This window comes from Bacillus cereus group sp. TH152-1LC, assembly GCF_027710505.1.
GTDB lineage: Bacteria > Bacillota > Bacilli > Bacillales > Bacillaceae_G > Bacillus_A > Bacillus_A mobilis.
On record NZ_JAQFNK010000007.1, the window covers coordinates 133,602 to 154,297 of the forward strand.

Genomic DNA, 20,696 nt, shown 5'->3' on the forward strand with positions numbered 1-20,696 from the left:
TGTGAATAATTGACTGTCTTTCGTATGTAATTATCTTTCTTTTTTTATCCTTATGGATCTTAGTACAATCCCGATGCCAAGAAATAAAACAGTGGCAACGACACCATTAATAGGATTTAACCAAAAATCACTACTATTTGTAAGAGTAATAATACCGGTTATAGTTATTAAAACAGTAGGTACGGCGTCTTCAAGTGCATGCATGAACACACATGGCCACACTGATTTTGTAAGTCTATATATTTCGACATACATAATAGACCAAGAAACCATAAGTATGCATCCTGATAAAAGCATATTTAACCTAGAAATAGATTCAAAATATTCATTTGGTAAAAAAACTAAATAATAAGCGGCATGCCAAAGAGCCCAAATTAAACCAGAAACTAAATAAATTAGCCAATCGTTTAACTTTAATTCAATAAGCTTTGGGGTTAAATAACCGCGCCAAGAGAACTCTTCGAAAATATTTTTAATAAAATTACCTATAATAGACATGAGTATGAGTGAACATAATGAGGACATCTCAAAGTTAGATATGTTAACGACTCCGAAAAATAGAGCTAAGCTTATAGTTATTAGTGTAACGAATGGATAAATAAGTATTGCTACGAAATACCATTTAAAGTTTCCTTTAAAATTTGGTTTGATACCAAAATTATGCCAATCTCGGCTAAGAATTCTAAGTAATATGCTGACGAAGAAAGGAAGTATAAGCCATAAGCCCATGCCTAAAGAATTTCCTTTAGGCTGATCTGTTAGAAGAGAATCAAGAAATACACCGATCCAACCACTTGCTAGCACAATTAACACAAAAATAATTAAATGTAACTTTACATGTTTTCTATTGGTTGTAGTCATTTCGAATAAACTCCTTTTTATTTTTGGTATTTACCTATTAACTCTTCTCATTATTTTATAAGTGAAAGGAGGAAATCGATAGAAAGATAGATGAGAGTTTAGTAAGTTAGTGTATATATCGTTATTATTAATAGAAAGTAATAGCTTTTGTACGCATTATTTTATTATATGTAAAGTGTTGTAATTTAGATGTTTTATATTCTTAGAATGTAAAAATAACGATAAGAGTTCAAAATTAGAAAGATGAAAAGTGAGTTTTTTCGGAAAATTTAAATTGAAACTATTGACTTTATGAATGGATTTTTAATACAATTGTATCTCGACTGAAAAATTAGAACGGACAGGAGGGAATCATCAAATGAACAACATTTTTGAAGAAGAGTTACAAAAAATGAAAGATACGTTAAGTACGATGGATGATCAATTAGAACAGCTCGAAAACATTCCGGTTTATTATGGAGAAGATTTTAAAGAACAAATTCTAGAAAGTATGAGAGAATCTAATAGACAAAACTTACGTATTGGAGTGCAAGAACCGTACTTTGGAAGATTAGATTTTCAGGAGGATGGCAAGGAAGATATTATGCCAATCTACATCGGTAAAGTAGGTGTTTCACATAAAGATACAATGAAACCAATTGTAATTGATTGGCGGGCACCTTGTCGCAAGTATGTTTTATTCATTTACCGGTGGGGAGGAATTAGCGTTTTATGAATCACCAGACGGATTAGTAGAAGGTGATGTGTATTTAAAACGAAACATCTCTATTCGAAAAAGAGAACTAGAACGTGTTGTTGATACATATGTAAAAGGAAATGAAGATGTTTCGCATGCCGATGATTTTCTTCTATATCGATTAGGTGAGAATAAAGATAATAAACTAAAGGATATTGTTTCGACAATACAATCGGAGCAAAATGATATTATTCGTGCGGAAAGAAACTTACCATTATTAATTCAAGGGGTTGCAGGGAGCGGAAAAACAACGATTGCTTTACATCGCCTTGCTTTTTTAATTTATGAATACCGTGAGCAATTAGAAGCTGAGAGAATGATTGTATTTGCTCCGAATAGTCTGTTTTTAGACTATATTTCGAGTGTGCTTCCGGAATTAGGTGTAGGGAATATTAGTCAAACAACATTTGCAGATTGGGCATTACGTACGTTAGATGATTCGGTGAAACTAAAACAAACAGAAGAAAAGTTGAAAGAAGCATTTTCTATTAATCGTGATGAAGAAAAGGTTATGCTCGGTAAATTGAAAGGCACGCTGGAATTTAAGTCCTTTATTGAAGAGAGAATGGTCCAATTTGAAAAAGAATTCGTACCAACAAGTGATTTTGAAGCATGGGACAAAGCTATTATTCCAGTAGAAGACATAAAAAAATGGATGCAAGTTGAATATAAACATTATCCATTAAAGAAAAGAAGAGAAAGATTAGTCGGCCGAATGAAGCGCTGGATTGAAATTGAACTGAAAAAGTATGGAGAAACAAACGAGAAGAAATTACTAAAAAAAGAAGCGACAAAGAGATTGAACACATATATGAAGTTTTGGCCGAAAATGAGCGCACTTTCACTATATAGCTCAATATTGAAAAGTAAAGAAATACTCGAAGTATTACCTGAAGAACTTGTGAAAGAAACTGAAAAGAATTGTCGTAAAAAAGAAGTGTATGTAGAAGATCTACCTGCTTTAATTTACATACATCACCGCATAACAGGTATTGAAATCGGACAGAAATTCCATCACGTCGTTATTGATGAAGCACAAGATTTCTCACCATTTCAAGTGTATGTATTAAAAGAAATTACACTAGGTAATTCTTTCACTATATTAGGTGATTTATCTCAAGCAATTTATGATTATCAAGGAATTGAAGATTGGGGTGCTTTTAAGGAAGTATTCCAAGAAACAGGTTATTATGAACTGACGAGAAGTTATCGCTCTACAAAAGAAATTATTGAATTTGCGAACGAGATTATTAAAAATGCAGAAATTCCAGTTGGGCTCGCAACACCAGTTTTTCGTAGTGGTGAAGATGTTAAAGTAATCCATACAGAAGATCAATTTAATGAGATTATGAAGACGTTAAAGCATCTACAAAATGAAGTTGTGAAAACAATTGCGGTAATAGGAAGAACAGACCATGAATGCCGCGATATATATGAGAAATTAACAAATGTAGGACTGGCTGTAAACGTCATAGAAGCAGATCAAAGTAAATATGAAGGTGGTATTTCAGTAGTACCTGTATACTTGGCGAAAGGGCTAGAATTTGATGCGGTTCTACTAATTGATGTTGATGAAGAACATTACAAAAATACAAAACACGATGCGAAGTTATTGTATGTCGGATGTACAAGATCACTCCATGATTTATGGATTTTCCATAGCGGAGAAGCATCGCCTTTAATAAAAGGATTAAAATAAATATGAAAAACAAGAGGGTTTTCTAGTAACAAAAAGAAGAACCTCTTGTTTTTCTATATAAAGACTTGGAGAGAAACTAACTATGATTACAAAGGTAATAACAAAAAGAAATTGGGAAATTGCAAAGATAAATGGAGAAATTAATGAAACTTCACTAAAAGAAGAGGGATTTATTCATTGTTCATTTTTAAAACAAGCTTTAGAAGTTGCTGAAAAACATTTTAGTCATGAAGAAGATGTTTTATTACTGACAATTGATCCATCCTTAATAAAAGCAGAAATAAAATATGAACTTGCTTCTAACGGTCAAGAATATCCGCATGTATATGGAGTAATTCATATTGAGGCAATTGTAAATGTTACCCCATTTATTAAAGAAAATGGAGAGTTTATATTACAAGAGGTACAAAATTAAGATTGTTATAAGCATTTAAATAGCCAGAAAAGCACAAATTATATAAGTTTGTGCTTTTTTATTATCTATTTTTTGTAAATACGTATTGTTTTTATCACATTAATACTGTACGATACATAGTATAAAACATATACTGTATGACATATAGTAATGAAAATGAGGTGAGTGAATGGATGCTTTATTAAATTCGTTAATTACTGAACTAAGAAGAGGTACATTAACATTAGCGGTTTTAAGCCAGTTAAGAACACCGCAGTATGGGTATTCACTTGTCCAATTATTGGAACAATCAGGGATTACAATCGATCAAAGTACGTTATATCCACTACTTCGCCGATTAGAAAAGCAGGAGCTAGTAACGAGTAGTTGGGATAAAACGGAGAGTAGACCTCGTAAGTATTACGTTTTAAGTGAATACGGATTAGAGATATTTTTGCAGCTGAAGAAAGAATGGATAAAGGATTCGAAAGAACTTTATAACTTATTAAAGGAGGAGGACAAAAATGAACTTGATTGATATGTATGTCGAGGAAGTAGCGAAGAGATTACCTGAAAAAAATCGTGAAGATATTACTCTTGAACTACGGTCAACAATCGAGGATATGTTACCTGATGATTATAATGAAGACGATGAAAAAAGAGTTCTTGAAAAATTGGGAAGTCCAGTTTCGTTGGCTAATGGATATTTGGATAGACCGATGCATTTAATTGGACCACGTTATTTTGATGTATATACGACATTATTAAAAATGATCATACCAATTGCAGCTGTTATCGCTCTCATTGCAATGGTTGCAGAAAATTTTGTTGGATATAATGGTGAGCAAGCGGTATTAAACGTTATTTTAAATGTGATAGGTAAAGGAATTGGGGAAATTATCGAAGTAGGCCTCCATGTGTTTTTCTGGTTGACACTTGTATTTGCAATTTTAGAAAGAACTGATAAAGACAAAGGTACCCAACCGTTGACGACAAGTTTAAAAAAATGGACGCCTGATGATTTAAAAAATACTTCGTATGTTCCAAAGAAAAAGTCGATCTCAAAGTTCGAAGTATTTGGCGGGTTAATGTGGACGGCAATATGGGCAACACTATATTTTTATGCAAATCATCTTGTAGGTGTATATCATGGTACAGAAAACGGACTGAAGTTTGTCGCGCCAACTTTTAATCAAGATGTGTTACTTCAGTATTGGCCAATCGTTGTAATTATAATTGTTTTTGAAATAGGTATATCTCTTTATAAGTTAGTACAGGGACAATGGACGAAAAAGTTGGCAATTGGGAATGCTTTTCTTCAAATAGCTGGAACAATAGTATTCATTGTAATTGTAGTAAATCCACATTTATTTAACGAAGGATTTATTACGTATGTGGCAAATGTGTTTACTACTTCTCCAGAGGAATTTAAAAAGTGGTTAATTGGTGGAGGTATTATCATTTACATTTTATCTGCTGTCTTAAATATATTTGATGGTTTCCGAAAAGCTCGTATTCGTATATAGGAGTGAAATTAGAGGAAAGGAAGAAAGTGATGATAAGGGAAGCAAGGAAACAAGATGTAACATACATGTTAGATATTTATAATGATGCTATATTGTATACAACGGCCGTATATACGTATAAACCTGTAACCCTTGAAAATAGAATAGACTGGTATGAACAAAAAAAGGCTGAAGGTTATCCAATTTTAGTATACGAATTAGATAATAAAGTAGTAGGGTTTGCGACATTCGGGCCATTTAGAGCTTGGCCTGCCTATAAATATTCAATTGAGCATTCTGTGTATGTTCATAAGGAATATAGAAAAAATGGGATAGGAACTTCTTTAATGAAAGCATTGATCACAGTTGCAAGAGATAGGGAATATATGATCTTAATTGCTGGAATTGATGCAGAAAATAAGAAAAGCATTGCCTTACATGAAAACTATGGATTTGTTCATGCGGGGACAATTAAGAAGGCTGGTTATAAGTTTAATAGGTGGTTAGATTTAGCTTTTTATCAATTGGAGCTTAATGGTCCTAAAAAGCCTACGGAAGAGTAAATGTTTGCATTATGCGAATTATGTATTTTAGAAAGGTAGCATGGAGAAATTTCATGCTATTTTTTTTATTGTATGTATAAATATCATTTAACAAAAAAAGGTTTTTAATATTCTATATTGAATTTTAAGAAGATGATAAAACAATATAAAAAGAAGTTTGAATATGTATATACAAAAAGGATAGTGAAGGCATGCTAGGGGTGAGAGATTGAAACGTAACTTAAAAACTTCAACAATCATTATATTGATTTTAACAATTATTGCTTTGGAAGTTGGAATTGCGATTTACGATCATAATTTGTCATTAAATACAATTTACTTTGCAGCAATCCTTATTTGTATTGTATTGCTTTTTGGCACACGTATTTCTGAAGAGAAGGAAAATATATCGAAAGAGAGACGAAGAAAAACAGCTCTTATATTTTGGCCATCTATTTTATTGTCTATCGCTTGCTTTGCCGTTATTAGTTATATAAGAACAGGTTATGTCTCTGTACCAGGGATCATTGGTTTTTCATGCTTTGTTACTTATGGTGGATTCGTGTTTATTAGTATTTTAAAAAGGAAAAGTAAAAATTAAAGGTAGCTTATTAAGTTGAAAGGAAGAAAGATATGAAACACATAGAAAATGGTACTCGCGCTGAAGGAGAATACATAAAAAATAAAGTAATTCAATATAACATGTCTATTTTAACAGATGAAGCAAAACAGCCGATGGAACAAGTGAGTTTCGTAGTGAAAGATGAGGATGGAAAAATATTTGGTGGGGTAACAGGAACGATGTATTTTTATCATCTTCATATAGATTTTTTATGGGTTGATGAAACAGTTCGTCATGATGGTTATGGTAGTCAACTGTTACATAAAATCGAAGACATTGCGAAGGACAAAGGTTGTAGATTAATATTATTAGATTCATTTAGTTTTCAAGCACCAGACTTTTATAAAAAGCATGGCTACCGAGAATACGGTGTTGTTGAAGATCATCCTAAAGGACATAGTCAACACTTTTTAGAGAAGAGGTTATAGGAAACGTATTCGTGCTCTAGAAGAAAAGTGGATATTAAAAGCATCACCAATAAGGTGATGCTTTTTTCTTTTGTTTATAGCAACTACTTAATCTGATGCAATTATGGAAACAAATAGTACGATTCGTAGAACTATGATTTTCTTTTTTATTTGAAATGAGTTACTGTCTTTGTAGAAGACACTTGTTGTATAGGTTTTTCTAACAATGCTGTTGAATTTTTTAGAGCAGAAGAGCAATAAGACGAGCTCTGAATATAATAATAAAAAAGGAGGTGTTAAGCGATGGGTTACATTGTAGATATTTCAAAATGGAACGGTAACATTAACTGGGATGTAGCCGCTCCACAACTAGATTTCGTAATCGCTAGGGTACAAGATGGATCAAATTATGTAGATCCTTTATATAAAAATTATGTCCAAGCAATGAAAAATAGAAATATTCCATTTGGTAACTATGCATTCTGCCGCTTTATTTCAATTGCTGATGCGAAGAAAGAAGCGCAAGACTTTTGGAATCGCGGTGATAAGAGTGCTACAGTTTGGGTGGCTGATGTAGAAGTGAAAACAATGGATGATATGAGAGCTGGTACACAAGCTTTTATCGACGAGTTACGCCGACTAGGTGCTAAGAAAATTGGCTTATATGTTGGGCATCATGTATATGAGCCTTTCGGTATGGCGAACGTAAAAAGTGATTTTCTATGGATTCCTAGGTATGGCGGCAATAAACCAGCATATCCTTGTGATATTTGGCAATACACTGAGACAGGTAATGTACCAGGTATCGGTAAATGTGATTTAAACCAATTGATAGGAAATAAGCCACTTTCTTGGTTTACTGAATCGTTACCAAAACAAGAAAACATACAAGCACAAGTTTCGAAACAAAATATCATTCAATCTGGAGCCTTTTCACCTCATGAAACTCCAGATGTTATGGGAGCATTAACTTCTTTAAAAATGACTGCTACCTTCATTTTACAATCGGATGGTTTAACGTATTTTGTTACTGAACCTACTAGCGATACGCAATTAAACGCTATGAAAGGCTGGCTTGATCGAAAAGGTTGGTGGTATGAAGTTAAATAATAAAAAATAATTAGTTACTATGTGTGCAAAAAAAGAGCCATCCTGTTGGAGGGCTCTTTTTTTGCTATTCAAATAGTTTATTCATTAAATTTTGGATTTCACGTCTTCTTTTATCTGTTTCGTCCTTATCAATTGTATACGTATCATCCTTGATTATAAGAACATCACCTTCTGTTGCAGTGGAAGGGAGTTTGGATTTAGGTACATCAATTGTTACGTTATTCATTTCAATAACTGCTAGTTCGCCTTCAAAGCGGTCAATAATACCTCTTTTCATAACTATCTCTCCGTTCTTACAGAAATGTTAGAACCATCACTATTAATAACTACAGTTCCGTTGGAATCAGTTCTATATACATTAACAGACATTGAATTTAACTTTGCTAAAGTTTCCTGTGTAGGATGGCCATAGCGGTTACCTGCACCTGCACTGATCACGGCAATACTTGGTTTCACTGCATCTAAAAATAGCTGAGAAGAAGATGTCTTACTTCCGTGATGACCTGGTTTTAATACATCTGATTTTAGGTTAGAACCATGTGTCGTAACCATATCTTTCTCACTTTTAGATTCAGCATCACCTGTGAATAAGAAGGATTTGCTACCGTGTGTTACTTTTAATACAGCACTCCACTCATTTAGATCGTTACCATATTCTTTAACGGGAGCTAAAAATTGTGAGTTTAAACCATTGATTGGTAAAGTAACTCCAGATTTTGCTTCTTTAATTGTTAATCCTTTGTTAGCTACTGCAGTTAGGAAGTCTTTAAACGTTTGTGTCGTATGACTTACTTTCGGGGCGTAAACGTTTTTTACATTCATAGAGTATAGGACTTCATCTAATCCGCCTACATGGTCAGCATCAGGATGCGTAGCGATCATATAATCAATAGTTTGGAATCCTAATCCTTTTAGATAATTCGCTACTACTTTACCTTTTCCGTTGTTACCAGCATCAATAAGGATAGTTTCTCCACTTGGAGATTTAATAAAAGTAGCATCACCTTGTCCGACATCAATATAATGAACCTCTAAGTTACCTTTAGGCTTAGGAAGAGCTGGACGGAAGTTTGGTTCTAATACACGAGCCAAAAATGCAGCGAATTGCTCACGAGTTACTTTTACACCTGGACCAAATGTACCATCAGGCAATCCAGTAGTGATATTATTTTGAGCTAAAATTTTGACATAATTGTAACCCCAATGATTAGATGGAACATCAGGGAAATTGACGTCTGCTCCTGTAGGCTTTAAATTAAAAGTTTTAACAAGAACTACTGCCATTTCTGCACGAGTTAATGAGCGGTCAGGAAAATAGTTTGTTTCACGTTGTACAATGTTATTATGTGCTAACTTATGTACAGAATCATAGTAATAGATACCTTTGGCTACATCGGAAAAAATATGATTATAGCTAGATGGTTTTTCTAATTTTAATGATAAATCTAGCATTAAGGCCATTTGTCCACGAGTTACATCTTCACTTGGTTTAAAAGTACCTTCTGGCGTACCTTTAATGATACCTTTATCCGATAAATAGTTAATTTCTTTAATTGCCCAATGATTAGATTGGACATCTGGGAAAGATTTAGCACTTGTAAGATTAGGGATGAATAACGATAAGATTATGACAAATGCTGTTAGTAATAAACTAAACTTTTTCAAAAGATCGCCTCACTTTATGTATTTTTTTACCTAATTAACTTTACCATTTTTTGCAAGGAATTCAAGTTTTAATAGTTAAATATTATTATAGAAATACTTTTGGTGTTATATTCATTGATTTTCTCTTATTCTGTATATTCGATATAGTTAATATGAAAGAATGAGAGTAACGATTGCAATTGTAAAATCGATATTATAAATTTATTTTATGAAGTTTTTTTGTAACAGGTTGGATTCTATAGTTTTATATTGAAAGAAGTAAAGTAAGACAAATTATATATAATGAGCAATTTGATGGGAGAAGGAAAATGCACACGTATAAATTGCAACATGAACAACCAATTTGCGTAGAAAAAATAAAAAAACTTTATGACTCTGTCGGTTGGTGGCCAGAAAGAAAAGAAATCGATATTCAAAAAATGTTAAAGTATAGTATAGCGATTGGGGTATGGGAAGAAAATGAATTAATCGGATTTGCTAGAGTTGTTTCTGATGGTGTCTTTCGAGCGTACATAGAAGATGTTGTCGTACATGAGAATGTAAGAAATAAAGGTATTGGAGAGAAGATGCTTACAATATTACTTCAAGAAATATCTCATGTTCATATTGTTAGTCTATTTTGCGGAGAGAAATTATTAAAGTTTTACGGTGAACAGCAATTTCAAGCGACAAAGCAAATTGTAATGCATCGTAATCAAATCGTGAAAGAATAAGAGGTGCCAATAAGAATGAATGCAATTAGAACATATTGTTTATCGAAAAGAAAAGCGACAGAAGATTCACCAGATGGTTGGAATGCAACATGTATGAGGCTTAATAATAAAATATTTGCGATTGTAAACCATGAAGAAGGAGAAAAAGCAGCGATTACATTAAAATGTGACCCAGAACTTGCACTAAGGTTAAGAGAAGACTTCCCAGAAACCATAATTCCTGGTTATCATATGAATAAAAAACATTGGAATACAGTGTATATACATAAAGGTGTAGAGCAAGAGCAAATTAATAAGATGATCGATTGGTCATATGATTTAGTTCTACAATCATTTTCAAAGAAAAAGCAGCAAGAGTTATTAGATTAGTATGTATAAGGGGTGGATGTATTGAAAGACACGATCAAAGGTACATATGATAAATTAGCGAGTACATATAAAGAAAATTTAGATGTGGCAAATCCATATAACAGTTATTACGAAAGACCAACGATGATGGAGATGATTCCAAAGAATTTAGAAGGGAAGAGTATACTAGATGCTGGATGTGCAGCTGGATGGTATACTTCTCAATTTATAGAAAGAGGAGCAAACGTTACTGCAATTGACGTAAGTTCTGAAATGGTAAAAGCTGCAAAGGAAAGTATGGGTAATAAAGCAACGTTTTTTTGTCATGACCTGCAAGAAGTATTACCATTTGAAGATAATACATTTGATGTTATTGTAAGTTCGTTAACACTTCATTACTTAGAAAATTGGGATAATGTATTTCAGGAGTTTCATCGAGTATTGAAGCCTGGTGGAGAATTTATATACTCCATTCATCATCCTTTTATGTATTTTACAAAGTTTACCAGTGAAAATTATTTTGAAAAACAATTATTAGTAGATACAAATCCAACATTGCAAGTTGTAGAAGAATTAGTTTCACGTGGGGAAGAGGTAATTTATTTTTCAATAGAATCTTTTAGAGAGCGCATTGAAAAGGCAGGTGCTACTGTACGAACAATTGACGAGCAAAAGTTTATAAAAGCTTTTCTTTCCGGTGGTCGAAATTATTTATTAGAAAGAATTAACGGCCTTTTGCATACAGTGGATGTTGTGATACCTAATGTTCTAGAGCAAATTGAAGGGGAACATTTTGATTATATTATTCACGATTCGATGTTTGGCTGTGGCCATATAATTGCTCAAATTCTAAAGCTTCCAGCAATAAATTCTTGTACATCTTTTGCACAGGATGAAAAAGCATTTGAACAAATGTTAGCCCACTTGTCTAAAAATATCCCAGTGGAAGATCAAGATAGGATACGTAATGATTTTGAAAGCTTAACTAAGGGAATTGCGGAAAAATACGGTGTTAAAATAAACTCGCCGTATGAAGTTTTCTGTAATCCAGCTCCACTTACTATTGTGTATACAATAAAGGAGTTCCAACCTTTTGGAGATATGTTTGATGAAACATTTACATTTGTAGGATCATCTATCTCTACACAAGTAAAAAATGAAGAGTTAGATTTTCCTGTAATTGAAGAAAAAAGCTTGATTTACATTTCGTTAGGTACTGTTTTTAATGAAGCGCTTGATTTTTATAAATTATGTTTGAAGGCGTTCAAGAATAGTAATCATACTATTGTGATGTCTATTGGTAATAAAACGAAAATAAGTGATTTAGGTGAAATTCCTAAAAACTTCATTGTGAAAAATTATGTACCACAAACAAAACTACTTACATATACAAAGTTATTTATTACACACGGCGGGATGAACAGTACACATGAAGGACTATATAACGGGATTCCGCTTATTGTAATTCCGCAAAGTGCAGATCAGCCAGTTATCGCAAAGCAAGTGGAGAATCTTGGAGCTGGGGTCAAGTTGTCAATGAATGAACTAACTGAAGAACAACTACGTGAAAGTGTAGAACTCATATTAAATAATCCTTCATTTAAAGAAGCTGCTTTGAATTTGAAGGAGTCTTTCCGAAAATCCGGTGGGTATAAACAAGCTGTTGATGAAATTTCTACATTTGTAGGTCAGTAATAAATAGAAAATTATACATGAGAAGAGTGTCTATATGAAATGATATAGACACTCTTCTTTTATATGAAGCGGAGAATTCGTTGTTTTGAAATGTTAAATATTCTGTTTTTAAAATTCGGACCATAGTTTTACGTGTTACTAATGCTTTCATCATTTCTGCACAACTTCTGCACATACTTTGATGATTTCTATGTCATGATATATTCATCAAGTGAAATATTTCACAAGAAATGAAATATATTTTCACTGCGGTGTATGCATAATGAACACATACATCGATACAAGATTGTCTCTTGTTATTCTTTTACATCGAAGCCCACATTACACTACAAAGTATAACAAGAAGGGGACAGGAACATGAATAATCGATTATTAAAACAACTACAAAACATGAAAATGAACAAAAAAAGTCTAGGAGCTGTTGCATTAACAGCCGGAATTATTGGCTCGACACTTATTCCTCAAAATGCATACGCGCACGGTTTTGTTGAAAATCCTGGCAGCCGATCTGCTTTATGTAGTCCAACTTATGGCGCACTAAATGTAAATTGCGGAAGTGTTATGTATGAACCGCAAAGCTTAGAAGCACCAAAAGGATTCCCGCAAGGTGGCCCAGTTGATGGACAAATCGCTTCTGCAGGCGGAAAATTTGGCGGTATTTTAGATCAGCAAACTGAAAATCGTTGGTTTAAAAATACAATCACAGGCGGAGAAAATAGTTTTACTTGGAAATATACAGCGCCTCACTTAACGAGTAAATGGCATTACTATATTACCAAAAAAGGATGGAACCCAAATAAATCACTTACAAGAGCAGATTTTGAACCAATTGGAACTGTCCAACATGATGGTTCTGCAGCCTCAAATCATTTAACTCACAAAGTTAATGTACCTACTGATAGAAGTGGATACCATGTGATTTTAGCAGTATGGGATGTAGCTGATACAGCAAATGCATTCTATAATGTTATTGATGTTAATCTTATCAATGATGTGAAACCAGATATAGAAGCTCCAAGTAGTCCAAATGGAATTCAGGCACAAAAAGTAACAGCGAATAGTATAGAACTAACATGGAACTCTTCTACGGATAATGTAGGGGTAAAAGGGTATCAAATCTTCCGTAACGGAGAGATGATTGACACAGTACCAGGCACTCATTTTATTGATAAAAAATTACAAGCGAGTACAGAGTATTCTTATATTGTAAAAGCGATCGACGCAGCTGGGAATGTATCGAAAGAAAGCCAATCGCTTACAGTAAAAACAACTGTCGAGACTCCTGATACAGAAGCACCAACACAACCAAAGGGATTACATAGTATGGGAACGACAGCGTCAAGTGTGGATCTAATGTGGAGTCCTTCTGACGATAATATTGGTGTAGACCATTATGATATTTATAGAGAAACAGAAGGATCAATGAAAAAGATTGCAACATCCAATGCGACTTCTTATATGGATAAAAATTTACTTCCTAATACTACTTATAAATATGTAGTGAAAGCTGTTGATGTAGCTGGAAATGAATCCGTACAGAGTGATATATTCGTAATTACCACAAAAACTGAAAGCGCTTCATATGAAGAGTGGGATGCAAAGAAAGCATATGAAAAGGGAGATAGAGTTCTACACGAAGGAAAAGTATATGAAGCAGTCCAGAGTTATCAAGGAAATGGGGATCCAAACTGGATTTATGCCTTATCATTATGGAAAACAGTGTAAGCTTTACCTAGATATGAACTAAGAGATGATGGGCTTTGATGCAAAAGGAAATATTGAGAATTTACTTTTCTATTAATAAATAAGGGTAGTATATGAATTCATATATTACCCTTTTTATTATGATAATACTTTCGTCATAAGAACGTGTGGAATGCCATCTTCCATAAATACATCTGAAGAAGTTTGATAACCTAGTTTTGTATAAAATCCTTCAGCTTGTGTTTGACCGTGTAGTTTTACTTTTGTTGCTTCTTTGTCACGAGCAATTTCTTCTAACGCCTTGATTATTACTTTTCCTAATCCGTATTTACGATAGTCTTTTAAAATACAAATGCGTTCTAATTTTCCGGCACCATCAACAAATCGTATACGACCTGTACCTACAGGAAGCTCGTTATAATAAACTAAAATATGTTTACATTCCTCACCGATTTCATCGAATGTATCGAATTCATCTTCAAGAGGGACATTTTGTTCTTTTACAAATACTTCTTTTCGAATATGAAAGGCAGTTTCTAAATCTGTAAGTTCTGTTATGAGTTTGGAGTGCAAATTATTCAGCCCTTTCTAGTGTGATGTGCTTTTGTTTTCATAGTATATCATAATACCACGCTATAAAGAAAAAATATAAAAAGCTGACAGTAAGAGTCAGCCTTCATTATAATTCCTTTATTCCATTTTTTGTTCCAATAATCGCCTTACTAGTCATATTAACAAACAATCCTGTTTCAACTACGCCTGTAATCATTTTTAATTGCGTGTGTATGTTGGAAGGATTCGTTATGTTATGAGGGAATACACAATCAATAATCATGTTATTGTTATCGGTAATAAACGCTTCATTGTTTTTTAGACGTAATGTTGTTTGACAACCTAAAGCTTGAATTTTGCTTTCCGTTTGTTTCCATGAAAAAGGTGTAATTTCAATTGGTAATGGGAAAGTGCCTAAATGCGTTACGAGTTTTGATTCATCAGCAATGATAATTAGTTCTTTAGAGGAGGAGGCAACGATTTTTTCACGAAGTAATGCGCCACCACCACCTTTTATAAGTTGTAAATTTGAATCAATTTCATCTGCACCATCGATTGTAAGATCGAGTATATTCATTTTATTTAAGGAGATTAATGGAATAGATAGTTGTTTAGCTAAATTTTCCGTTTCTTTTGACGTTGGTACAGCTTGAAATGATAATCCTTCTTTAACACGCTCACCTAATTTTTGTATCGTCCAATATACAGTAGAACCTGTACCAAGTCCAACTTTCATCCCATCTTTTACAAAGCTAGCAGCATATTCACCAGCGAGCTGTTTTAAATTTAGCATATTATTCTGCTGGACGCGGGCCTGCATCAAGACCAGAATTTTCTACTGTAAGTATAGGGCGAACGACAATATCTTTATGTACGTGCATTTGGCATGATAAACGTAAGTGATCTTCAATTCCCTTTTCCGTAATCGCATTTTTTTCATTAGAATTCGCTTCACAAAACTCACCTGCAATAATTTCTACTCTACAAGTTGTGCAGCGGGCTTTCCCACCGCAGCGATGAAGAATGTGTACCCCGTTATCTTCAATCGCTAATACTAACTTTGTGCCTTCTTTTACATCAAAAGTTCCCGCACCTTCAATTGTTAATTTTGGCAAATTTGTTCCTCCTCACGTAATATTGTACATAACATATTTATGACCGCGAATTATTAAACATAAACATAATTTTTTTATATGCCCCGTAACTTTTTTATTTGTTGAATCGTTAATTAAGTAAGCGCTGAAAAGGAGTGGTTATTTTGTGCACAAAAGTAACTCATATTTTTAAAAATCATATCGATATGAATCATTCAAATATAAATTTTTTAATTGAGCAATACGGAGAATTGAAAAGGTACTGTACATTTTTAACAAAAAACAAATGGGACGGCGAAGACCTTGCCCAAGAAACAGTTTGTAAAGTTCTTCAAAAATATAGTAATAAAGATATTTGTATGACACTTGTATATAAAATAGCTAGAAATCGCTGGATAGATCAGATGAAATCAAAATCAGTTCATGAAAAAATAAAGGGACAAATTACTTTTGAAGAACCACAAGAGAACATTGCAGATTTGCATGAAATGGTAGGGAAAGTATTAGCGTCACTCAATGTGCAACAGTCCACAATTTTATTATTAAAGGATGTTTTTCAATATAGTATCGCTGATATTGCTAAAGTATGTTCCGTAACAGAAGGTGCAGTAAAAGCTTCTTTATTTCGGAGTAGAAATAGGCTGAAAACTGTAAGTGAAGAAGGGATTGAGATTGTAGAATTCACAGATGATATTGAAGTTGTAGTAACGTCTATTCGTGAGGAAAAACCGGAATTGTTAACAAAGCTTCTTCCGACAATAGATTTTACTAAGTTACCATCTAAACAGCCAGTCTTATTATTTAATGCAAAAAAACCTTCTTCCTACAGTTGTATGCTTTGCGCGGCATAACAATTATTGGAGGGATTCAAAATGAATGCAATTCCATATGTAGTAGAACAAACGAAATTAGGAGAACGTTCTTATGATATATATTCAAGGTTATTAAAAGACCGCATTATTATTATCGGTTCAGAAATAAATGACCAAGTAGCAAGTAGTGTCGTAGCTCAATTATTATTTTTAGAAGCGGAAGATGCCGAGAAAGATATATTTTTATACATTAACAGCCCAGGCGGCTCAACGACAGCAGGTTTTGCCATATTAGATACGATGAATCTCATTAAACCAGATGTACAAACGCTATGCATGGGATTTGCAGCATCATTTGGTGCATTGTTATTATTATCAGGTGCAAAAGGAAAACGGTTTGCACTCCCTAATAGTGAAATTATGATTCATCAGCCACTTGGTGGTGCGCAAGGTCAGGCAACAGAAATTGAAATAACAGCGAAAAGAATACTAAAGTTAAAGCGTGATATTAATAAAATGATTGCAGAAAAAACAGGGCAATCAATTGAAAGAGTAGCACATGATACAGAAAGAGATTATTTTATGACTGCAGAAGAAGCGAAAGAATATGGGATTGTAGATGATGTTGTTACGAAAAAATAAGATAAAACAGGCTAGAGGATATGCTAACCCTCTAGCCTGTTTTGTTAATCTTTTACCCATTCATCAACTAGCGCTTGATTCTTTTCAATCCATTTTCGCGCCGCTTCTTCAGGGTCTTTCGTTTTATTTAACATGACCATTAATGTACCAAGCTGTTCATCGTTCATTTTCCATTTGTCAAAGTATTTTATGATATCCGGATGATCTTTTTCGAAACCTTTACGAACAGAGTAATAAATGTCATCTTTTTCACCATATACTTTCTTAGGGTCTTTTAAATATTTTAAGTCAAATTCCGAAAAGCCCCAATGCGGATTCCAAAGCGTAACAGCGATTGGTTTCTTTTTCGTATATGCTTTCTTTAGTTCACTCATCATCGCAGCTTCAGAAGATTGGACAAGTTTTAATTTAATATCATATTCCTTCATTGCTTTGTTCGTTAAATTCATAAGACTACTACCGGGTTCGATGCCGACAATTTTGTTATCTAGCTCATCTTTATGTGCATTTAAATCCTCAATACTATTAATGTTTTTCATATAAGAAGGGACGACGAGGCCAAGTCCAGTACCTTCATACCATTTGGATTTTAAGACTATATCATCTTTATAACGAGCATTTAACGGTTTATCCGTAACGGGTAGCCACACTTCTAAATTAGCATCAACATCACCGCGAGCAACGCCAGTCCAAATTGCCGCTTTTTCTAAATACATGAGTTCAACTTTGTAACCTTTTTGTTCTAATAAAACTTTCCACATGTTTGCCGTTGCAATGTTTTCTTTCCAACTTGTTACACCAAGTTTAATTTTTCCTTTCGAATTTGCATTTGTTGCATTACATGAAGAGAAAATCATAGTAATAAATAATGCAAGGCATATAAGCCATATTTTCTTTCTCATTGAAACCCTCCTAAGAAACGTTTGCCTTTTTAAATAAATGTATAAGTAAGCATTCTTATTATGAACGGAAACGAGAATTTTAAAGAAATCTTATGAATGTCATTTTTATGTAATATTTCTTTGCAAAATCGCAACACTATGTGAATAGATGGGTAGAAAAGGAGTAGTGACATGGATAATACAAAGGTGCGTGTTGAAAACGTAACAAAAGTATTTGGGAAACACCCGCAAAAAGCGCTTACTTTATTAAAAGAAGGAAAAAGCAAATCGGAAATTTTGAAAGAGACAGGAATGAACGTTGGTGTAAAAAAGGCAACGTTTGAAGTATATACGGGAGAAATTTTTGTAATTATGGGGTTGTCTGGTAGCGGGAAATCTACGTTAGTTCGAATGTTAAACCAATTAATTAGACCAACAGCGGGGCATATATACATAGATGGTGAAGATATCGCAACGATGGGGAAAGAAGAGTTGCGAAGAGTAAGAAGAACGAAGATGAGCATGGTATTTCAAAAGTTCGCTTTATTTCCGCATCGTACAGTGATACAAAATGTTGCGTACGGGTTAGAAATTCAAGGAGTTCCAGTAGAGGAACGAGAGCATAAAGCATTAGAATCGCTACAGCTAGTAGGACTCGATCATCATAAAGATAATTATCCAAGTCAACTTAGTGGCGGTATGCAGCAGCGCGTTGGAATCGCAAGGGCATTAACAAATAATCCAGATGTATTGTTAATGGATGAGTCATTTAGTGCATTAGATCCACTTATTCGAAAAGAAATGCAAGATGAATTGTTAGAACTGCAAGATAAAATGGAGAAGACAATTATATTTATTACGCATGATTTAGATGAAGCGCTTCGAATTGGAGATCGGATTGCATTAATGAAAGATGGAGAGATTGTTCAAATTGGAACACCGGAAGAAATTATGATGAGTCCTGCCAATGAATTTGTCGAGAAGTTCGTGGCGGACGTGAATTTAGGAAAAGTCATTACGGCGGAATCTATTTTAAAACGACCAGAGACATTATTGATTGATCGTGGACCACGTGTAGCACTTCAAATTATGAGGAACGCTGGTGTATCAACTGTATATGTTGTTAACAAAAAATATGAATTTTTAGGTATATTAACTGCGGACGATGCGAGTAAAGCCGTTCAAAAACAGTGGCCAATTGCTGATTTATTACTGAACGATATCCCGCATGTGTATGTAGATACTTTACTTGAGGAAACATATGCAAAAATGGCGGAGATGAAATATCCGTTACCCGTAATTGATGAGAAGAAAAGACTAAGAGGAATTATTAAACGTGAAAGTGTCATTCAAGCTCTTGCAGGTAATATTGAGGAAGAGGTGAAAGACGATGAGTAGTATACCACGTATTCCATTAGGGGAATGGGTTGATTCATTTGTTGCCAGTTTATACGAGCACTTTGAAGGCTTATTCCGAGGGTTCTCTTATATTATCGGCGGATTCGTTGATTTACTCACTAATTTTTTAACAATAATACCAGCTATATTGATGATTATTATCCTTTGTTTCCTCATTTGGTACACAACGAGAAAAGTATCTTTAGTTATTTTTACACTCATCGGATTATTATTTATTTTGAATATTAACTACTGGGCACAAACGATGCAAACATTAGCGCTCGTACTCACATCTGTTATTATTTCAATCATTGTCGGGATTCCAATTGGTATTTTAGCATCTCAAAATGAACGTTTTTCAAAATTTTTAAAACCGACATTAGATTTTATGCAAACAATGCCGGCGTTCGTATATCTTATTCCTGCGATTACATTTTTCGGAGTAGGTGTAGTGCCTGGGATTATTGCATCCGTAATCTTTGCAATGCCGCCGACAATTCGATTTACTGACTTAGGAATTAGACAAGTTCCAGAAGATTTAATAGAAGCAGCGAATGCGTTTGGCTCTACCGCATCACAAAAATTGTTTAAAGTACAATTACCACTCGCAACTGGAACGATCATGGCAGGTGTGAATCAAAGCATTATGCTTTCTTTATCTATGGTAGTAACAGCATCTCTTGTAGGAGCACCAGGTCTTGGGGTTGATGTATACCGCTCTGTAACACAAGTAAATATCGGTATGGGATTTGAAGCTGGACTAGCTATTGTTGTCATTGCAATTATATTAGACCGCATTACACAAGGATTTCATCAAAAAAGAAGATAAACAAAAAACACACTTTATTATACAAAGTGTGTTTTTTGTTTGAAAAGATTACATACGAACGATAACAGAACCGCCAGCCGGTGCACAAACTTGGTTTTGTTGCTGTTCCATTGATTTAATTAAATGATTATTTTCTTCGATTAATGAGATTAATTTCGCTAATTGGCTTTCAAGACTTGCGATACGCTGCATCATATATTGCGAATCATGATGCAATGTATTCCTTACGGGATGGGGGGAATACACATATTGTTGATTTAAATTTGGATTCCAATGAGGATGCATGTAAATCGTTCCTCCTTCAATAAATTACGAAGCTTTCTTATAGTAAATGCCTATGTATAATTAATGGTTACTTGAAATTTTTTGTTATAAAAGGAGTATGTACAAAAAATAGGAAATATTATATGTGAAGTTAAAATGAATTTTTTGGGAATATTCAATTGAGATAGTTAATATATTAATACATTAAAGTAAATGTATGTTG

23 protein-coding genes and 1 pseudogene are annotated in these 20,696 nt (G+C 33.7%); 16 read left to right on the forward strand and 8 right to left on the reverse strand.

Features of this window, described 5'->3' with window-relative positions; translation table 11 throughout:
• Window positions 1-30: 30 nt before the first annotated feature.
• Window positions 31-861 carry a CPBP family glutamic-type intramembrane protease gene (locus PDL00_RS17880; protein ID WP_242252580.1) on the reverse strand — a complete coding sequence of 277 codons (831 nt, stop codon included), beginning with the start codon at window positions 859-861 and terminating at the stop codon, window positions 31-33.
• A gap of 358 nt (window positions 862-1,219) precedes the next feature.
• On the opposite strand from PDL00_RS17880, the pseudogene PDL00_RS17885 reads away from it, so the two are divergent.
• The 8 genes and pseudogenes from PDL00_RS17885 (at window position 1,220) to PDL00_RS17920 (ending at window position 7,876) form a co-directional block, all read left to right on the forward strand.
• Window positions 1,220-3,296: pseudogene (locus PDL00_RS17885) on the forward strand (HelD family protein).
• 82 nt (window positions 3,297-3,378) lie between these two features.
• Window positions 3,379-3,711 (forward strand): DUF952 domain-containing protein, encoded by a 333-nt coding sequence (locus tag PDL00_RS17890; RefSeq protein WP_242239696.1) that lies wholly within the window; start codon window positions 3,379-3,381, stop codon window positions 3,709-3,711.
• A gap of 169 nt (window positions 3,712-3,880) precedes the next feature.
• A complete protein-coding gene (locus PDL00_RS17895; RefSeq protein WP_060486712.1) occupies window positions 3,881-4,228 on the forward strand; it encodes a PadR family transcriptional regulator in 348 nt (115 codons plus the stop codon).
• The gene (locus PDL00_RS17900; protein WP_242252565.1) at window positions 4,215-5,216 is read left to right on the forward strand and encodes an HAAS signaling domain-containing protein; all 1,002 of its coding nucleotides are present in this window, start codon (window positions 4,215-4,217) and stop codon (window positions 5,214-5,216) included. The genes PDL00_RS17895 and PDL00_RS17900 overlap by 14 nt, the downstream gene beginning before the upstream one ends.
• A 29-nt stretch (window positions 5,217-5,245) precedes the next feature.
• Window positions 5,246-5,758, forward strand: coding sequence for a GNAT family N-acetyltransferase (locus PDL00_RS17905; protein WP_242252563.1), 513 nt, complete (start codon window positions 5,246-5,248; stop codon window positions 5,756-5,758).
• 208 nt (window positions 5,759-5,966) lie between these two features.
• Window positions 5,967-6,338 carry a hypothetical protein gene (locus PDL00_RS17910; RefSeq protein WP_242252560.1) on the forward strand — a complete coding sequence of 124 codons (372 nt, stop codon included), beginning with the start codon at window positions 5,967-5,969 and terminating at the stop codon, window positions 6,336-6,338.
• A gap of 32 nt (window positions 6,339-6,370) precedes the next feature.
• Entirely contained in the window at window positions 6,371-6,787 is a 417-nt protein-coding gene (locus PDL00_RS17915; protein ID WP_242252558.1) for a GNAT family N-acetyltransferase, read from the forward strand.
• A gap of 282 nt (window positions 6,788-7,069) precedes the next feature.
• Window positions 7,070-7,876 carry a GH25 family lysozyme gene (locus PDL00_RS17920; protein WP_242252556.1) on the forward strand — a complete coding sequence of 269 codons (807 nt, stop codon included), beginning with the start codon at window positions 7,070-7,072 and terminating at the stop codon, window positions 7,874-7,876.
• Window positions 7,877-7,940: 64 nt separating this feature from the next.
• Here PDL00_RS17920 and PDL00_RS17925 read toward each other — a convergent pair whose 3' ends face one another.
• On the reverse strand, window positions 7,941-8,153 hold the full coding sequence (locus tag PDL00_RS17925; RefSeq protein WP_242252554.1) for a DUF3006 domain-containing protein: 213 nt from the start codon (window positions 8,151-8,153) through the stop codon (window positions 7,941-7,943).
• 2 nt (window positions 8,154-8,155) lie between these two features.
• Window positions 8,156-9,541 (reverse strand): S-layer homology domain-containing protein, encoded by a 1,386-nt coding sequence (locus tag PDL00_RS17930; RefSeq protein ID WP_270730491.1) that lies wholly within the window; start codon window positions 9,539-9,541, stop codon window positions 8,156-8,158.
• A 308-nt stretch (window positions 9,542-9,849) separates the two neighbouring features.
• Here PDL00_RS17930 and PDL00_RS17935 point away from each other — a divergent pair, with 308 nt between their 5' ends.
• From PDL00_RS17935 to PDL00_RS17950, 4 genes are all read left to right on the forward strand, one after another.
• On the forward strand, window positions 9,850-10,254 hold the full coding sequence (locus tag PDL00_RS17935; protein ID WP_242252550.1) for a GNAT family N-acetyltransferase: 405 nt from the start codon (window positions 9,850-9,852) through the stop codon (window positions 10,252-10,254).
• Window positions 10,255-10,269: 15 nt separating this feature from the next.
• Window positions 10,270-10,623: an MmcQ/YjbR family DNA-binding protein gene (locus PDL00_RS17940; RefSeq protein ID WP_242252539.1), complete on the forward strand. Its 354-nt coding sequence runs from the start codon at window positions 10,270-10,272 to the stop codon at window positions 10,621-10,623.
• Window positions 10,624-10,707: 84 nt separating this feature from the next.
• Window positions 10,708-12,297, forward strand: a complete 1,590-nt coding sequence (locus PDL00_RS17945) for a macrolide family glycosyltransferase (RefSeq protein ID WP_442868340.1) — start codon at window positions 10,708-10,710, stop codon at window positions 12,295-12,297.
• Between the two features lie 357 nt (window positions 12,298-12,654).
• On the forward strand, window positions 12,655-14,022 hold the full coding sequence (locus PDL00_RS17950; RefSeq protein WP_242252524.1) for a lytic polysaccharide monooxygenase: 1,368 nt from the start codon (window positions 12,655-12,657) through the stop codon (window positions 14,020-14,022).
• A 117-nt stretch (window positions 14,023-14,139) separates the two neighbouring features.
• On the opposite strand, the gene PDL00_RS17955 is transcribed toward PDL00_RS17950, so the two are convergent.
• The 3 genes from PDL00_RS17955 to PDL00_RS17965 all read right to left on the reverse strand — a co-directional run bounded on the left by PDL00_RS17955 (window position 14,140) and on the right by PDL00_RS17965 (window position 15,668).
• Complete coding sequence (locus PDL00_RS17955; RefSeq protein ID WP_242252517.1) at window positions 14,140-14,574, reverse strand: GNAT family N-acetyltransferase; 435 nt, start codon at window positions 14,572-14,574, stop codon at window positions 14,140-14,142.
• A gap of 106 nt (window positions 14,575-14,680) precedes the next feature.
• Entirely contained in the window at window positions 14,681-15,346 is a 666-nt protein-coding gene (gene rpiA / locus PDL00_RS17960) for a ribose 5-phosphate isomerase A (RefSeq protein WP_242252507.1), read from the reverse strand.
• Window position 15,347: 1 nt separating this feature from the next.
• The gene (locus PDL00_RS17965; RefSeq protein WP_063263086.1) at window positions 15,348-15,668 is read right to left on the reverse strand and encodes a 2Fe-2S iron-sulfur cluster-binding protein; all 321 of its coding nucleotides are present in this window, start codon (window positions 15,666-15,668) and stop codon (window positions 15,348-15,350) included.
• Window positions 15,669-15,811: 143 nt separating this feature from the next.
• On the opposite strand from PDL00_RS17965, the gene PDL00_RS17970 reads away from it, so the two are divergent.
• Window positions 15,812-16,498: an RNA polymerase subunit sigma-70 gene (locus tag PDL00_RS17970; RefSeq protein WP_242252505.1), complete on the forward strand. Its 687-nt coding sequence runs from the start codon at window positions 15,812-15,814 to the stop codon at window positions 16,496-16,498.
• A gap of 21 nt (window positions 16,499-16,519) precedes the next feature.
• Entirely contained in the window at window positions 16,520-17,101 is a 582-nt protein-coding gene (gene clpP / locus PDL00_RS17975; protein WP_071723406.1) for an ATP-dependent Clp endopeptidase proteolytic subunit ClpP, read from the forward strand.
• Window positions 17,102-17,145: 44 nt separating this feature from the next.
• Here clpP and PDL00_RS17980 read toward each other — a convergent pair whose 3' ends face one another.
• Window positions 17,146-18,003 carry a glycine betaine ABC transporter substrate-binding protein gene (locus PDL00_RS17980; RefSeq protein ID WP_242252503.1) on the reverse strand — a complete coding sequence of 286 codons (858 nt, stop codon included), beginning with the start codon at window positions 18,001-18,003 and terminating at the stop codon, window positions 17,146-17,148.
• 171 nt (window positions 18,004-18,174) lie between these two features.
• On the opposite strand from PDL00_RS17980, the gene PDL00_RS17985 reads away from it, so the two are divergent.
• Both PDL00_RS17985 and PDL00_RS17990 read left to right on the forward strand, forming a co-directional pair.
• Window positions 18,175-19,380: a quaternary amine ABC transporter ATP-binding protein gene (locus PDL00_RS17985; RefSeq protein ID WP_270730493.1), complete on the forward strand. Its 1,206-nt coding sequence runs from the start codon at window positions 18,175-18,177 to the stop codon at window positions 19,378-19,380.
• Window positions 19,373-20,209, forward strand: coding sequence for an ABC transporter permease (locus PDL00_RS17990; protein ID WP_073515292.1), 837 nt, complete (start codon window positions 19,373-19,375; stop codon window positions 20,207-20,209). Before PDL00_RS17985 ends, PDL00_RS17990 begins: the two co-directional genes overlap by 8 nt.
• A 48-nt stretch (window positions 20,210-20,257) precedes the next feature.
• On the opposite strand, the gene PDL00_RS17995 is transcribed toward PDL00_RS17990, so the two are convergent.
• The gene (locus PDL00_RS17995; protein WP_242252497.1) at window positions 20,258-20,494 is read right to left on the reverse strand and encodes a hypothetical protein; all 237 of its coding nucleotides are present in this window, start codon (window positions 20,492-20,494) and stop codon (window positions 20,258-20,260) included.
• Window positions 20,495-20,696: the final 202 nt, after the last annotated feature.

What these genes read in the sequence shown, in the direction of transcription:
- PDL00_RS17940 (WP_242252539.1), top strand. Translation starts at nt 10,270, where the DNA reads ATGAATGCAATTAGAACATATTGTTTATCGAAAAGAAAAGCGACAGAA.
- PDL00_RS17895 (WP_060486712.1), top strand. Translation starts at nt 3,881, where the DNA reads ATGGATGCTTTATTAAATTCGTTAATTACTGAACTAAGAAGAGGTACA.
- rpiA (WP_242252507.1), bottom strand. Translation starts at nt 15,346, where the DNA reads ATGCTAAATTTAAAACAGCTCGCTGGTGAATATGCTGCTAGCTTTGTA.
- PDL00_RS17980 (WP_242252503.1), bottom strand. Translation starts at nt 18,003, where the DNA reads ATGAGAAAGAAAATATGGCTTATATGCCTTGCATTATTTATTACTATG.
- PDL00_RS17990 (WP_073515292.1), top strand. Translation starts at nt 19,373, where the DNA reads ATGAGTAGTATACCACGTATTCCATTAGGGGAATGGGTTGATTCATTT.
- PDL00_RS17915 (WP_242252558.1), top strand. Translation starts at nt 6,371, where the DNA reads ATGAAACACATAGAAAATGGTACTCGCGCTGAAGGAGAATACATAAAA.
- PDL00_RS17900 (WP_242252565.1), top strand. Translation starts at nt 4,215, where the DNA reads ATGAACTTGATTGATATGTATGTCGAGGAAGTAGCGAAGAGATTACCT.
- PDL00_RS17935 (WP_242252550.1), top strand. Translation starts at nt 9,850, where the DNA reads ATGCACACGTATAAATTGCAACATGAACAACCAATTTGCGTAGAAAAA.
- clpP (WP_071723406.1), top strand. Translation starts at nt 16,520, where the DNA reads ATGAATGCAATTCCATATGTAGTAGAACAAACGAAATTAGGAGAACGT.
- PDL00_RS17985 (WP_270730493.1), top strand. Translation starts at nt 18,175, where the DNA reads ATGGATAATACAAAGGTGCGTGTTGAAAACGTAACAAAAGTATTTGGG.
- PDL00_RS17950 (WP_242252524.1), top strand. Translation starts at nt 12,655, where the DNA reads ATGAATAATCGATTATTAAAACAACTACAAAACATGAAAATGAACAAA.
- PDL00_RS17905 (WP_242252563.1), top strand. Translation starts at nt 5,246, where the DNA reads ATGATAAGGGAAGCAAGGAAACAAGATGTAACATACATGTTAGATATT.
- PDL00_RS17995 (WP_242252497.1), bottom strand. Translation starts at nt 20,494, where the DNA reads ATGCATCCTCATTGGAATCCAAATTTAAATCAACAATATGTGTATTCC.
- PDL00_RS17890 (WP_242239696.1), top strand. Translation starts at nt 3,379, where the DNA reads ATGATTACAAAGGTAATAACAAAAAGAAATTGGGAAATTGCAAAGATA.
- PDL00_RS17925 (WP_242252554.1), bottom strand. Translation starts at nt 8,153, where the DNA reads ATGAAAAGAGGTATTATTGACCGCTTTGAAGGCGAACTAGCAGTTATT.
- PDL00_RS17880 (WP_242252580.1), bottom strand. Translation starts at nt 861, where the DNA reads ATGACTACAACCAATAGAAAACATGTAAAGTTACATTTAATTATTTTT.
- PDL00_RS17920 (WP_242252556.1), top strand. Translation starts at nt 7,070, where the DNA reads ATGGGTTACATTGTAGATATTTCAAAATGGAACGGTAACATTAACTGG.